Source organism: Propionivibrio limicola (assembly GCF_009469695.1).
GTDB lineage: Bacteria > Pseudomonadota > Gammaproteobacteria > Burkholderiales > Rhodocyclaceae > Propionivibrio > Propionivibrio limicola.
Map to the genome: position 1 here is coordinate 14,457 of NZ_SSSR01000028.1, position 13,501 is coordinate 27,957.

General features: G+C 60.5%; 14 protein-coding genes. 9 read left to right on the top strand and 5 right to left on the bottom strand.

The features are described 5' to 3' along the window. The first annotated feature begins 161 nt into the window (after positions 1–161). The 7 genes from GH659_RS14120 (at position 162) to GH659_RS14150 (ending at position 6,480) form a co-directional block, all read left to right on the top strand. Positions 162–1,337, top strand: a complete 1,176-nt coding sequence (locus tag GH659_RS14120; protein WP_153112083.1) for an acetyltransferase domain-containing protein — start codon at positions 162–164, stop codon at positions 1,335–1,337. A gap of 11 nt (positions 1,338–1,348) precedes the next feature. After that, positions 1,349–2,086: a DUF4198 domain-containing protein gene (locus GH659_RS14125; RefSeq protein WP_153112084.1), complete on the top strand. Its 738-nt coding sequence runs from the start codon at positions 1,349–1,351 to the stop codon at positions 2,084–2,086. A gap of 52 nt (positions 2,087–2,138) precedes the next feature. Beyond that, a complete protein-coding gene (locus GH659_RS14130) occupies positions 2,139–3,491 on the top strand; it encodes an OprD family outer membrane porin (protein WP_153112085.1) in 1,353 nt (450 codons plus the stop codon). A 109-nt stretch (positions 3,492–3,600) separates the two neighbouring features. After that, positions 3,601–4,080: a (R)-mandelonitrile lyase gene (locus GH659_RS14135; protein WP_153112086.1), complete on the top strand. Its 480-nt coding sequence runs from the start codon at positions 3,601–3,603 to the stop codon at positions 4,078–4,080. A gap of 197 nt (positions 4,081–4,277) precedes the next feature. Then, positions 4,278–4,838 carry a carboxymuconolactone decarboxylase family protein gene (locus GH659_RS14140; protein WP_211364261.1) on the top strand — a complete coding sequence of 187 codons (561 nt, stop codon included), beginning with the start codon at positions 4,278–4,280 and terminating at the stop codon, positions 4,836–4,838. A gap of 17 nt (positions 4,839–4,855) precedes the next feature. Next, positions 4,856–5,989 (top strand): MBL fold metallo-hydrolase, encoded by a 1,134-nt coding sequence (locus tag GH659_RS14145; RefSeq protein WP_153112087.1) that lies wholly within the window; start codon positions 4,856–4,858, stop codon positions 5,987–5,989. Then, positions 5,986–6,480, top strand: coding sequence for a cyclophilin-like fold protein (locus tag GH659_RS14150; protein ID WP_246167883.1), 495 nt, complete (start codon positions 5,986–5,988; stop codon positions 6,478–6,480). The genes GH659_RS14145 and GH659_RS14150 overlap by 4 nt, the downstream gene beginning before the upstream one ends. Positions 6,481–6,512: 32 nt before the next feature. Here the strand turns inward: GH659_RS14150 and GH659_RS14155 are convergent, their stop codons facing one another. The 3 genes from GH659_RS14155 to GH659_RS14165 form a co-directional block, all read right to left on the bottom strand. Next, a complete protein-coding gene (locus GH659_RS14155; protein WP_153112088.1) occupies positions 6,513–7,061 on the bottom strand; it encodes an NAD(P)H-dependent oxidoreductase in 549 nt (182 codons plus the stop codon). Between the two features lie 47 nt (positions 7,062–7,108). Next, entirely contained in the window at positions 7,109–7,405 is a 297-nt protein-coding gene (locus GH659_RS14160; protein WP_153112089.1) for a DUF1330 domain-containing protein, read from the bottom strand. A 65-nt stretch (positions 7,406–7,470) separates the two neighbouring features. Continuing rightward, entirely contained in the window at positions 7,471–8,628 is a 1,158-nt protein-coding gene (locus tag GH659_RS14165) for an iron-containing alcohol dehydrogenase (protein ID WP_153112090.1), read from the bottom strand. 137 nt (positions 8,629–8,765) lie between these two features. On the opposite strand from GH659_RS14165, the gene GH659_RS14170 reads away from it, so the two are divergent. Further along, positions 8,766–9,719 carry a LysR family transcriptional regulator gene (locus GH659_RS14170; protein WP_153112091.1) on the top strand — a complete coding sequence of 318 codons (954 nt, stop codon included), beginning with the start codon at positions 8,766–8,768 and terminating at the stop codon, positions 9,717–9,719. Between the two features lie 145 nt (positions 9,720–9,864). Continuing rightward, positions 9,865–11,733, top strand: a complete 1,869-nt coding sequence (locus GH659_RS14175) for an FUSC family protein (RefSeq protein WP_153112092.1) — start codon at positions 9,865–9,867, stop codon at positions 11,731–11,733. Positions 11,734–11,752: 19 nt separating this feature from the next. Here GH659_RS14175 and GH659_RS14180 read toward each other — a convergent pair whose 3' ends face one another. After that, positions 11,753–12,088, bottom strand: a complete 336-nt coding sequence (locus GH659_RS14180) for a DMT family transporter (RefSeq protein ID WP_153112093.1) — start codon at positions 12,086–12,088, stop codon at positions 11,753–11,755. 48 nt (positions 12,089–12,136) lie between these two features. Then, positions 12,137–13,339, bottom strand: coding sequence for an MFS transporter (locus GH659_RS14185; RefSeq protein WP_153112094.1), 1,203 nt, complete (start codon positions 13,337–13,339; stop codon positions 12,137–12,139). Positions 13,340–13,501 lie beyond the last annotated feature (162 nt).

The following is a 13,501-nucleotide window of genomic DNA, read 5'->3' on the forward strand; positions in this document are numbered from 1 at the left end:
GGCCGCGGCGGTGGAGGCGACGCCCCCACACGGGACAATTGCGCGCAAAAAGCATATGCAACGCCATTGCAGATGTTAATGATTCGCAATACACTCGAAAACATTTTTCGGCGAAGACCTGTATAACAAACTGATTTTTATAAACGAGAGGCACATACACAATGACGTCTGATAGAAATATTCCAGCCAACCCGAGCCAAGGCCGACTGTTGTCGATCGACATCCTGCGCGGCATGGTCATTCTGTTCATGCTGCTTGACCATGTACGGGAAACCTTCTTCCTCCACCATCAGGTGCCTGATCCGATGGTGGTGGCAAACACGCCACCGGACCTCTTTTTCAGCCGTATCCTTGCCCATCTTTGTGCGCCAATCTTCGTTTTCCTGACCGGGCTGTCGGCCTACCTCTATGCCACAAAAAGCGGCGAGGAGTCGCGGCAGGCGGCGAGTTCTTTCCTGTGGCGGCGCGGCCTTTTTCTGGTGCTGCTGGAAGTCACGGTAATCAACTTTGCGTGGACGTTCCAATTCCCGCCGGCCAAGTTATTCCTGCAGGTGATCTGGATCATCGGCCTGAGCATGCTGGCGCTGGCGGCGCTCGTCTGGCTACCGCGCCGGGTGTTGATCGCGGTTGGCGTGGCGCTTGTTGCCGGGCACAACCTGCTCGACGGCGTTCATTTTGCGGAGGGGCATCCGCTGCATGTGATCTGGGCCGTCCTGCATGAGCGTACCTGGCTGGTGATATCCGAGACGATGAAGGCTCGCACCTCTTATCCGCTCATGCCGTGGATCGGGCTGATTGCACTCGGTTACGCCGCTGGCCCGTGGTTCCGCAAAGGCAGCGATGCCGCGATGCGCCAGCGCCATTTGCTCGTCGCAGGCCTCGGACTGATTGCCGGTTTCTTCGTGCTGCGCGCCCTCAACATCTACGGCGACAAGCCTTGGGTGGCCGACGAATCGACGCTGCTCACCGTGATGAGCTTCTTCAATCTGACGAAGTATCCGCCCTCACTGCTCTTCTGTGCGTTCAATCTCGGTATCGGGCTTCTGTTGCTGCGCGCCTTCGAACGTATCCAGGGCGCCTGCTGGCTGAAGCCCGTCGCCGTGTTCGGGTCGGTGCCGATGTTCTTCTACATCCTGCACCTGTATGTGCTCAAGTTCCTCTATCTCGCCTGCTCTGCGCTGTGGGGCAGCAATCAGGGCGAGCTGTTCGGGTTTGATTCGATGCCAGCCGTCTGGGCCTGCTGGATCGCGCTGCCGTTCGCGCTGTATCCGATCGTGCGCGCCTTTGCCAACTTCAAGGCACGCCGCCGCGACATCGCCTGGCTCAAATATCTGTAAGGGGAAATCACATGAAATACATGAAGACACTTCTTTGCGGCGCGCTGGCCGGGCTCTGCATTACCGCGCTGCCGAGCCACGCGCACGGCATCTGGTTTGCGCAACGCTCCGCTGACCTCGCCCTGATTTACGGCGAAGGCGGCGACGATCTCGACACGGTCAAGCGTCTGCCGCTGATCCGGCGCGTCGACGCCTACGATGCAAACGGGAGCGCTGTGCCGACGGCGCTGACGCCAGTCGGCAAACTCGCCGTGGTCGATCTCGCGGCCTCGCCGGCGGTCGTCGCGACGGTGCTCGACAACGGCATCTGGACGAAGACGGCTGACGGCAAGTGGCACAAGAAGCCGAAGAACGACGTGGCAAACGCCGCGCACAGCAGCCAGAACTTCAAGTACGCCGTGCATGTGCGGTCGCCGCTGAAAACGGTATTTCAGGCACTGCCGGGGCACGATCTGCAACTGATGCCGCTCGGCACCTTGCCCACGCAGCGTGGCGAAAAGCTAGCCCTGCGCGTTCTATTCAAGGGGCAACCGTATGCCGGCGCGAAAATCATCACCGACTTTGTGAACGACCCGGACGCCGAGCCGCTGATCAGCGACGCCAATGGGCTGGTTGTGGTGTCCGTGCGCAATCAGGGACTCAACGTCATTGCCGCTGAAATCGAGGTGCCGCCACCGGATGCGCGACTCACGGACGCAACCGAACACGTCGCCACCCTCTCCTTCCGGCTGGCGCACGCACCGGAGTAACTGCCCCCGCCGGGTCGCACACCTGATCCGGCGCAACACGCTTAATCGAATCATGCCTATCAAGAAAAAACTTCTGATTCCTCTCTTGCTCGTTTCTTCAACAGCGGCTGTTGCCGAAGAAACCGACTTTTCTTTTCTCTCCCCCTTCGTACAGGACACGAAATGGTCCGTAACCGCCCGCACCGTCTACGAACGGCGCAACTACCTCGAAGGCGACCGCAGCAACGGCGGCCGCAACAAGACGCTGCCCAAGGCCGAGCGCAGCGACTACGCCGAAGAATGGGGCCTTGGGCTAATGACCAACGTCGAATCCGGCTTTACGGCTGGGCCGATTGGTTTTGGCCTTGATGCACACGCCTACTACGCGCAAAACATCATGGGCGACGATTACCGCGTCGGCAAAATCCGCCTGCTGCCCGTCGATCAGGAGGGTTATGCGCAGGACAGCCTCGCGCGCGGCGGCGTCGCCGCCAAGGCACGCATCTCGCAAACCGTGCTCCGTTACGGCGAGCAGCGCGTCAAAACGCCGGTATTCAGCTCATCGGACAGCCGCCTGCTGCCGGAAACGATGCGCGGCTGGTTCATCAACAGCAAGGAATTCGACACGCTGACCGTGCAGGCCGGGCACTTCACCGGCTCGACCGACCGCAACTCGCGCAGCACCAACAACGACCTGACCGTCAATTACCTCAACCCGGCCACCGCGCGCGGCGACGCCTTCGACCTCGTCGGCGCCACCTGGACCGGCGCACCGCGTCTCTCCGTGAGCGCCTTCGCCGGACGGCTGACCGACATCTGGTCGACGCTCTATCTCGGCGGCTCGTACAGCATCCCGCTGGCCGAAAAATCGTCGCTGAGCTTCGACACGAACATCTACCACAGCCGCGACACCGGCAGCGCGCTGGCCGGCGAGATCGACAACACGACGGCCAGCGTGATGACCACCTACGCGACCGGCCCACACAAAATCGGCCTCGGCTGGCAGAAAGTGCACGGCGACACGCCGTTCGACTACGTCACGCGTGGCGCAATCTGGCTGGGCAACGCGGCGCAACTCTCCGACTTCAACGCCCCGCACGAGCAATCGTGGCAACTGCGCTATGAAGTCGACGGCGCCGCCTTCAACGTACCCGGCCTGACGCTCGGCGCGGCCTACATCCGCGGCAGCGGCACCGACGGCACGCAGATGGATGCCAGCAGCGGTTATTCCTGGCTTGGCTACGGCAAGGGCGGCAAACACTGGGAGCGCGACCTGTGGGCGAAATACACCATCGCCTCCGGCGCCGCCAAAGGCACTGCGATCCTGCTGCGTTACGGCTACCACCGCGCCAACGCGGCGCAGGCCGAACTCAACACCGAGCAAATCCGCCTGTCGCTCGAAATTCCGTTCGCCGGCGGGGTGTAACCCTGATTCACCTCTGTTCGGAGAATCAGGCAAAGAATTCCGAGGATCAGGCTATCCATTGAAAAGGAGGCTCGGAAAAAATGCTCCCGTCCCAACAGGAGCATTCCCCATGAAAAAACTGCTTGCCACGGCGACAGCGCTCGCCATCCTGAGTCCATCTTCCGCCGTTGCCAATCCCACCGGACCAGACACCATCGTCATCACCCGCAACGGATCACAAGCGTCGATCAAAGGCCCCGAGCAGTGGTTTACTGGTTCGGTCCGCGTCGACATGCTGTTTCAACCTCAGACCCCCTCGCGGACCTCGGCTGGACTCGTGACTTTCGAACCCGGTGCGCGTACCGCCTGGCACACCGACCCGATGGGACAGACGCTGGTGGTCACTGCCGGCAAGGGCTGGGTGCAGGAATGGGGGCGCGAGAAGCGCGAAGTTCAGCCCGGCGACGTAGTGTGGTTTCCACCCAACGTGAAGCACTGGCACGGCGCAACCCAAACCACGGCGCTATCGCATATCGCCATCCAGGAAGTCCTGGACGGCGATAATGCCGAATGGATGGAAAAGGTCAGCAACGAACAATACGGCAAGTAAAAACTCCAGCTCTTTCAAAGGACCGGAAGTATGAAACTACGCTTCGTCTTGCCCGCAACGCTTTCGCTGCTGAGCAGTGCCGGGTCGTGGGCGCAATCCACGCCCGATGATCTGCGCCAAGTCTCGCCTGCGCTGGAAAAACACGGCCAGGAACGCCTGATGGGCGACGTCTGGAAGCGAACCGAACGCTCGCCGCATTGGTCGCGCGCAATCAGACCGCCGAACTGGAGCAGCACGTTGCGCTGGCGCTCGACAACGGCGTCAAACCCGGCGAAATCTCGGAAATCATCACGCATCTGGCCTTCTATGCCGGCCGGGGCAATGCACTTGCCGCGGCCACAATCACGCGCAAGGTCTTCGGCCGGCGCAAGATCAGCGCCAATGCCCTGCCTTCGGCCACCCCGAAACTCCTACCGCTGGATGAAACAACGGAAGCCAAGCGCGTAGAAATCGTCCGCCAGCAGTTCGGCGGCACCTCGCCCGGGCTGGAAATCTACACCACCGAGGTGCTCTTCCGTGAGCTGTGGCTGCGTCCCGATCTGGCGCCGCGCGATCGCAGCCTCGTCACCGTCAGCGCCCTGATCGCCAATGGCCAGGTCGCGCAGATGCCCTATCACCTCAACCGGGCGATGGATAACGGTCTGACGCAGACTCAGGCCGGCGAAGTCATCGCCCACCTGGCTTTCTATATCGGCTGGCCGAATGCTTTCTCGGCCTTGCCGGTAGCCAAGGACGTCTTCGAGAAGCGGCCCAAGTGATGCGGCGGATGCGCGGAATGATGATCGGCATTGCGGCCGTTGCCACACTTGTTTCGCTGGGTGCCTGCGCCTATCTGCAACATCCCAAGTTCGGTGCCTACCCCGAAGGGGAGCGACTGGAGAAGGTCCAGCACTCATCACACTATGTCGACGGCGAATTCCGAAACCTCGTCTACACGCCGATGCTTCTCGACGGCAACAGCACGCTCTCCATTCTTGCCGGCGATCTGTTCAGACGGATCGAAAATCTACGGCCGGCATCGCCGATCCCAGCAGTCAGGACTGATCTGAAAGCGCTGGATGTCAGCCAGGACACGGTCGTCTGGCTCGGGCATTCCTCCTACTTCATCGTGTTCGCTGGCAAGCGCTTCCTCATCGATCCAGTATTGAGTCCGTTCGCTGCGCCGGTTTCATTCTCGACGCAGGCGTTCGACGGCACCAGCCTCTATACCGCCGATGACATGCCGCCGATTGATGTTCTGCTGATCACCCACGATCACTGGGATCATCTCGACCACGCCACGGTCAGCGCGCTGGAAAGCAAAGTCGGCCAAGCGCTTGTTCCGCTGGGCGTCGGCGCGCATCTCGCGCGCTGGGGCTACACACGCGAGAAAGTGCGTGAAGCCGACTGGTACGAGAAGTTGGAACTGGAGACAGGCCTGACCATCCATCTTGTGCCGGCACGCCACTATTCCGGCCGCTGGCTGACCCGGAACAAGACGCTGTGGACCGGCTTCGTGCTCGAATCGACCACGCGGAGCATCCTGTTCAGCGGCGACACCGGCTACGGCCCGCATTTCAAAGAGCTGGCGCAGCGCTTTGGCGGTTTCGATCTAGCCGCGCTCGACATGGGACAGTACGACCCGCGCTGGCCCTACATCCACATGACGCCCGAGGAAGCGGCGCAGGCGGCGGAAGATTTGCAGGTCAAGGTCTTGCTGCCCGCGCACGTGGGCCGGTTCAACATCGCCCGGCATGCGTGGAACGCACCGTTCGAGCGCATCGGCATGGCGAGCAAAAGCAAGTCCTATCGCTTGGCGACGCCCCGGATCGGCGAGCCACTGAGGGTTGGCGACTCTGGGCAGCGTTTTGCCGACTGGTGGCAAGACGTAAGGAAGATTGCATCCTCTGAGGCTGGGGAAAACCCATGACGCACACGACAAGTAACCAAGCAGTTTCGACCTATGCGCTACTGCGGAGAATGGCCGGTCCGTTGATGCTGGCGCTGGTCCTGATCGGCCCCGCTTCGGCGACAGAACCTTCACCATCAAGCACCGAGGCCAAAACCATGAAAATCCGCCTGACGATCAACGGCCAAGCGACGACCGCGACGCTGGACGACAACGCCACGGCCCGCGACTTCCTCTCGATGCTGCCATTGACCTTGACGCTGGAAGACTACGCCTCCACCGAAAAGATCGCCTACCCGCCGAGAAAGCTATCCACCCAAGGCGCGCCGGCCGGCATCGACCCGGACGTCGGCGACATCACCTACTACGCGCCGTGGGGAAATCTGGCTCTGTTCTACAAGGACTTCGGTTACTCCACCGGGCTAATCCGGCTGGGCCGTTTCGATGCCGGCGTCGAAACGCTAAACACCCGAGGAAGATTGAACGTCACGATTGAAGCTGTTGGACAATGACAGAACGTCATCTCGTCTGACGCTGGCGGCTGTCAGCTCTGTACGCGCGAGCCGAGCGGTGCGGCCAGACTGTTCATGAAGGCCGTGCTGAAGTCGGCCAGTTTTTCAGTGCTCGCCGCCATTGCTTCGAAGAACGCGAGTGGCTTTGCATAGCGCATGCCGACGTACAGTGCGCTGGCTTTCATGGGGGTAAGCACTTCATCGATCGCGCTCTGCACCAACCCAGCGTCCGAATAGGTGTGCTCGGCGGCGCCGGCGGTCACCACGACCAGCATCTCCTTGCCTTTCAGGGCTGTTCCGTTCGGACCGAATGCCCAGCCATAGGCCCATACCTGATTCAGGTAGGCCTTCAGCATCGGCGTCAGGTTGAACCAGTGGACCGGAAAGAGATACACGACGCGATCCACCCCTTGGTGTGCTTGCTGCTCTGCCGCGACGTCGAAGCTGCTCAGGTCGCTGCCGTACAGCGCCTCCAGATTACGCACTTCAACATCGGCACCCTCTTCGGCAACGGCTTGCAGGGCCTTGATGGTGAGTGATTGCTCAGGATAAGGGTGAGAAACGATGACGAGGGTTTTCATGTTGTTGTCCTTGTAAGTCGAGATAGATTGGTGGCTTGTCGAGTTAATCAGGCGACGCCTTCGACGAGATACGCATGGCTTTCGGCTGCTGCCAGACGATGACCGATGATCGCCTGATAGGCCGGCGAATCGTGCCAGGCATGGGCGTGCGGCAGACTGGGGAAGCGTACGATGACGATTCGACCCTGCGGGGCGTCGCCATCGAGCGTCTCCGGTGTGCCGCCAGCGACAATCCGCTCGCCGCCGAAGGCCTTGAAGGTTTCTTCGACTTTCGCCTGATAGGGTTTCATCCCCTCGGGGTCGGTGATTTTTACATCGATCACAAAGTAGGCCGGTTTGCTCATGATGATTCCTTTAGTGCGGGGTGAGACGCCCGGTGGCGCTTGCCATCCGGGCGCAGGTGTCTGTTTCAGAGCGCGGCTTCGTATACCTTGCGGCTCAGCACCGGCGTCACGTCGCCGTGTTCGCCGAGTCCTACCATGCCGTGCGTTTCCAGCGCATGGACCAGAGCATCGACCGCACCGGCCTCGACGCCATAGGCCGAGAGATGCGTCTTGACGCCGAGCTCTTCGAAAAAGTCCTGGGTTTTCTGGATGGCCAGATCGATGCGCTCATCTTCATTGCCGGTGGTAAGTTGCCAGATGCGTTCGGCGTACTGCAGTAGCTTGGCGCGCTTGCTCTCGCGACGCAGGCGCAGCATCGGTGGCAGTACGATGGCCAGGGTCTGTGCATGGTCGATACCGTGCAAGGCGGTGAGTTCATGGCCAATCAGGTGGGTCGCCCAGTCCTGCGGCACGCCGGCGGCGATGAGGCCATTGAGCGCCATGGCGGCCGTCCACATCAGGTTGGCACGCGAATCGTAATCAGCCGGCTCATGCACGACCTTCGGCCCAATCTCGATCAGAGTCTGCAGCAGCCCTTCCGCGAAGCGGTCCTGTACGCGGGCGTCGACCGGATAGGTCAGGTATTGCTCGACCACGTGCACGAAGGCATCCACGACGCCGTTGGCCAGCTGGCGCGCTGGCAGCGTGTAGGTCTTCGTCGGATCGAGGATGGAGAACTGCGGGAAGACCTGCGGCGAAGAGAAAAAGGCCTTGGTGTGCGTCTCCTTGCGTGTTACCACGGCGCCCGAATTCATCTCGGAGCCGGTGGCGGACAGGATCAGCACCACCCCCAGTGGCAAGGCGCTCTGCACGGCGCCGCCGAAGCTCTCCAGTATCTTCCAGGGATCGCCCTCGAAATGGCTGGCGGCGGCGACGAACTTGGTGCCGTCGATCACCGAACCGCCACCGACGGCAAGCAGGAAATCGACACGCTCGGCACGCACCAGCGCGACCGCCTTCGCCAGCGTCTCGAAGGCTGGGTTCGGCTCAATGCCGCCGAATTCGAAGCGTGTGCGCCCGCTCAGTGCCGAGCGCACTTCACTCAGGGTGCCATTGCGCTCGGCGCTCTGACCGCCGTAGAGGATCAGGACGCGTGCGTCAGCAGGGATAAGTTTGTCCAGCGACGAGATGGTGTCCTTGCCGAAAACAATTCGGGTTGGATTCTGGAATTCAAAATTGAGCATGTCTGAAACCCATTGAAAGTTGACGTAACGGCATTGTGCTGTACGGCATTCGTTACATGAACGCCATGTTCGGTTTATTATTCTTCAACTTAAAGTTATCAATAAGCGCTACTTGAGCAGCGACACAGGTCTTTCTTATGGATTCCTCACAACGCGTTCGCGCCATCCTTTCCTTTGTTCACTCCGCGGATGCCGGTAGCTTTGCCGGTGCCGCACGAGCGCTAGGCATTTCGTCTGCCGCCGTCAGCAAGAACATCGCGGGGTTGGAAAAAGCCCTTGGTGTTCGGTTGATGAATCGCACAACCCGTACCCTGAATCTGACCGAAGAAGGCAACGCCTTCCTGCGTCAGGCCCGCATTGCGCTGGAAGCGCTGGATGCCGCTACTGACGCGGTCATTGCCCATCGCGCCACACCGTCGGGTAAGGTTCGAATTTCGACGAGCGTGGGTTTCGGCCGTGAGCAACTCGCCCCGGCGTTGCCTGGCTTGCTGGAGAAATATCCGGAACTCGCGGTGGAAGTCGATTTCGACGATCGCGTTGTCGATCTCGTGCAAGACGGTTACGACATGGCGCTGCGCGGGGGGCGCATCGCTGACTCGTCCCTCGTGTCGAGGCCAGTCTGCCAGTTCAATTTGGTTTTGGTGGCCTCGCCTAAATATCTTGGTCGGTACGGCGTGCCACGAACGCCAGATGAACTCGGTCGGCACCGACTACTGTCGCGGCGTTTTCTTGGCGGACGTGTTTCCCCGTGGAATTTCCGGGCGAAAGACGGGAGCATCACGACGCTTAATACCGAAAGTGCGGTCATGACACTCTCGTCACCAGAAACACTGACACAAGCCGCCGTTGCGGGGGCCGGCATTGCGGAAATTGGAGTTCATCACGCATGGCGCCATCTGCAGGCCGGCCAACTTAAGGTGCTGCTGTCAGACTCGCACCATCCCGGCAGCTTCGAGATGACCCTGCAGTACCCGCATCGCGCCCTGATCGCACCGCGCGTTCGCGTCGCCGTCGAATATCTGCTGGAAACCTTTGCCAAACTTGAGGAACTGCACGTTCCGCTCCCAACGCTCAAGCAATACGAAGCCTGATGCCCCAATTGCCTGACGACAAGACGAATCCAGAGCCTGCCCGGTAAAATCCCGGCCTTGATCGTACCCGGCCCTAGCAGGAGTTCGTTTGCCTACCCGTCCTCAATTGTCCATCCAGTCCAGAATCTTGCAGTTGGCGGCAAGAATGCAGTTCGACCACGCCGGTCTGGTTGCGGCCTTCCGAACCTTTCTGACCGCGTGGGTCGCCTTCGCGGTTGCCTCGCTGTTGCACGTCGAGAATGCCTATTGGGCCGGCATGGCGGCGTGGATCGTAATGCAGCCGACGCGGGGCATCCTGCTGGAACGGGGCGTCAACCGCTTGATTGGCACCCTCATTGGTGCGCTAACGGGTTTTACCATGTTGCACTGGATTCCAGCGCCGTATTGGGCCGCTGCCGTGCTGGCGGTCTGGGTAAGCCTCTGCGCCACGCTAACGCATGTGTTCCGGCGCGCCCATACCTATGGCGCGATGCTGGCCGGGATTACGGCCGTGGTGGTCGTTTTGCCGACCCTGCATGCCCACGAACAGACCTATGCCTTGGCGCAGGCTCGCGTAACCTGCACGTTGATTGGCGTCGTGGTTGCTACCGCGAGCGGGTTCTTATTCGTTCCACGGGCTCCGCTGGCGGCGTTTCTGACGCGGCTGGATGCGCTGACCGCCGATGTCGTCGCCTATCTGGCGCAAGTTCTAAATGGGAGCGATGTCCACGCGGCCGAGCAGCAGGCGCAGCGTTTGCTCGACGAGATGGCCGGACTTGAGCAAGCGCTCGCGATCCATGTCGCCGGCTCGAAAAGCCGCCAGCATCATATCCATCATTTTTCCGCACTGGTCGGTGCCGCGCTGGAAGTCATGGCTGCGGCGCAGGCTCGACTCGATACCAACGAAACAGGCTTGCCGGATGACGTGCAGCAAGCGCTACAAAAACTCGAAACCAGTCTGCGCGCGCACGTAACCGATCCGTCACGCCCGGATTCGCGGCTGATGAGTGAATTCGATGCCAGGCTAGCCGACGCGCTGCACGAACTGCTCGACGCCCGGGCAGGTTTTGCCGGTTTGTCTGGATTAGGCAAACCTCGTTTCTACACCCCGACTCAGCCTGAAAAGGATTACGGACTGGCTATTTCCACCGGTGCAACGGCGGGCGTGGCGATCTGGATTGCGAGCAGCGTGGCGCTGGCATCGAACTGGCATTTCGCACCGCTTGCGGCACTCGGCGTTGGCAACTTCGCGATTATCCTGGCATCGATGGATCGGCCGCATATTCTGGCGCCCAAGATTTTTCTGGGAGTGAGTCTGGGTGTCATCGCCGCGACGATCTTCCGTCTTTTCGTTCTGCCGCATGCCACGAGTACCGCCGATGTCCTGCTGATGATCATCCCGTTCATGATCTTTGGTGCGCTCTTGCGCGCCAGCCGGATAACCAGCCTGCCCGCCGTGGATTACAACATGTGCTTCCTCTTGGCCGGGCAGCCCTTTCTGCCTGCCGAGACATCCGCCAGCCTCATTCTGCAAGGCGGGCTTGCGCTGGTGCTGGGGTGCGGTTTTGTCGCGTTGGTCCATATTTTTCTGCCTGCAGATTCCGGCCGGCGTGTGCGCCGGATCAGCGCACTGATTGTGCGCGACCTCGAGCGCATCGCGGATCTGGCCTCGTTGGCGGCACCGGCCCAAGAGTGGCGCAACCTGATGTCGCAACGCCTGATCCGCTTGTCGATTCATCTGAGCCGGATCGAGAATCTGGAGTCCAACAAGCCGGGGATGGTACTCGCGGCCTTAAATCTTGCGCACGGGCTTATGGATTTGCGCGCCCTGCAGCACAGCCCGTCGCTTACCCAGCCAGAACGTGAAAAGCTGGCCCGCATCATCGAGCGCTTCCGGCATCTTTCCAGCGCGCGAGGGCAGATTTCATCAGCGCTGGAAGAAATGAGCGGATCGGAATTGCGGCAGGAAAGCCGGCTGGCACTGCAAAAATTGGCAGCGGCTTTTGCCAGATTCGATCGACTGCCAGACCTGTAGGCCTGAGACTGGCGAGGGTCTAATGCCCCACGCTTTTCGAAAAGACATTCATCACGACAACACCAGCAGCAATCAATCCAATCCCCAACACCGCAGGCAGGTCAAGCTTCTGGTTGAAAACCAGCCATCCCACCAGCGTGATCAGCACGATCCCGATACCGGACCAGATCGCGTAGACCACGCCCATCGGGATTACCCGCAGGGTGAGCGCGAGGCAGTAGAAAGCGATGCCATAGCCGAGCACCACAATGATTGACGGCCAGAGGCGCGAAAATCCTTCGCTCGATTTCATCGAGGAGGTGGCAACAACTTCGCTGACGATGGCGATAAATAGAATGAGCCAGTTCTTGAACATGATTCCAACCTGAAGAAAAAAAAACACGCTCCATGCCTGTTTTCCGGCCTACGCCTGTATTTCCTTGGGCATGATGCGTGAGCCGTCGCCGACAAGCAGCGAGGCGGACACGAGCAGCGCTGCGCCGCCCAAAAACGTTGCATCGATCGAAGCGTAATCCAGAAGCGCTCCGCCCAGTACGCCTCCCAGCAGGATTGCGAGCTGGATCGCCGCCACGATTAGCCCGCCTCCCGCCTCTGGCTGGTCGCTGACGCCATGCGCAATCCAGGCTGACCAACTCACCGGAATGGCCGAATTCACAGCTCCCCAGGCGAATAGAGAAATCGCTACCGGCCAGAACATTGAACCGACCTCCAGCAACACGATGGTCACAATCGCCAACACCAGGGGCAGCCAACGAAGCAGAGGGTACAGGTGCTTGCCAAGTGCCGCGCTCGCACCGCGCGTTCCCACAAAACCGGCCATCCCCAGGCCAAAGAGCAGCAGAGACAACTGCTGAAGGCTGACGTGGGTTTCGCCTTCCAGGAAGGGACGGAAATAGGTGAAGGTGGAAAACGCTCCTGCGAACGTCAGCATGACGGCAGGCAAGGCAAAGCGCACATTCCCGCGCCCAAGCAATACCAGTGGCCCACGGTTGGAACTCGTTTTCTGCGGCAGCATCGATGGCAGGCTTCGCCACTGCCACAGCAGATTCAGGCCGACGATTGGAACCAGTATCCAGAAGACGCCGCGCCACCCTACGATTCCGCCGAGATAACTGCCAACGGGCGCGGCAAACGCTGTGGCAACGGCGTTGCCCATATACATGGTCCCCAACGCCTTGGGTAGCGCATCGGAACTGACTAGGCGCGTCACGGTAGCCGTGGCCAGAGACCAGAAGCCGCCGATGACAAGTCCGAGCAGCGCACGCGCCACCATCAATACAGCGAAGTTGGGTGCCACGGCAATCATGACCAGTGAAAGTAGCATCACCGACGTCAGCCACAACAGCACAAACCGACGGTCGAAGCGTGATGTGAGGCTGGCCGTCGTCAGACTGGCCAACACGGCAAACAGGCCGGATACCGAAATGGCCTGACCGGCCATTCCGTCCGTGGCATTCAAGTCGGCCGCAATCGGCGTGAGCAGACTCACCGGCATGAACTCGGCAGCAATCAGCATCGCCACGCAAAACGACATGGACAGTACCGCGCCGCGGCTTTCCTTCCCGGATGAAAAATCGGCGATCACGCGTTGACTATGCTTTGGCATTCTCGATTCTTTGCAGGTCAGTGGATGGAATTGACGCGGCCATGCCGATCCACACGACCGGCGCCGTAAGCGTTCTGCCAACGCCGTCTTGAGCCGATGTGACTGATCGTCGAAGCTGGATTTAGCAGACGCCGCTGGGGTGTCTGTCTGATTCGATAGCGG

Bases quoted from the DNA above. Each gene is read 5' to 3' on its own strand.
- GH659_RS14120 (WP_153112083.1), top strand. From the start codon at position 162: ATGACGTCTGATAGAAATATTCCAGCCAACCCGAGCCAAGGCCGACTG.
- GH659_RS14125 (WP_153112084.1), top strand. From the start codon at position 1,349: ATGAAATACATGAAGACACTTCTTTGCGGCGCGCTGGCCGGGCTCTGC.
- GH659_RS14130 (WP_153112085.1), top strand. From the start codon at position 2,139: ATGCCTATCAAGAAAAAACTTCTGATTCCTCTCTTGCTCGTTTCTTCA.
- GH659_RS14135 (WP_153112086.1), top strand. From the start codon at position 3,601: ATGAAAAAACTGCTTGCCACGGCGACAGCGCTCGCCATCCTGAGTCCA.
- GH659_RS14145 (WP_153112087.1), top strand. From the start codon at position 4,856: ATGATGATCGGCATTGCGGCCGTTGCCACACTTGTTTCGCTGGGTGCC.
- GH659_RS14150 (WP_246167883.1), top strand. From the start codon at position 5,986: ATGACGCACACGACAAGTAACCAAGCAGTTTCGACCTATGCGCTACTG.
- GH659_RS14155 (WP_153112088.1), bottom strand. From the start codon at position 7,061: ATGAAAACCCTCGTCATCGTTTCTCACCCTTATCCTGAGCAATCACTC.
- GH659_RS14160 (WP_153112089.1), bottom strand. From the start codon at position 7,405: ATGAGCAAACCGGCCTACTTTGTGATCGATGTAAAAATCACCGACCCC.
- GH659_RS14165 (WP_153112090.1), bottom strand. From the start codon at position 8,628: ATGCTCAATTTTGAATTCCAGAATCCAACCCGAATTGTTTTCGGCAAG.
- GH659_RS14170 (WP_153112091.1), top strand. From the start codon at position 8,766: ATGGATTCCTCACAACGCGTTCGCGCCATCCTTTCCTTTGTTCACTCC.
- GH659_RS14175 (WP_153112092.1), top strand. From the start codon at position 9,865: ATGCAGTTCGACCACGCCGGTCTGGTTGCGGCCTTCCGAACCTTTCTG.
- GH659_RS14180 (WP_153112093.1), bottom strand. From the start codon at position 12,088: ATGTTCAAGAACTGGCTCATTCTATTTATCGCCATCGTCAGCGAAGTT.
- GH659_RS14185 (WP_153112094.1), bottom strand. From the start codon at position 13,339: ATGCCAAAGCATAGTCAACGCGTGATCGCCGATTTTTCATCCGGGAAG.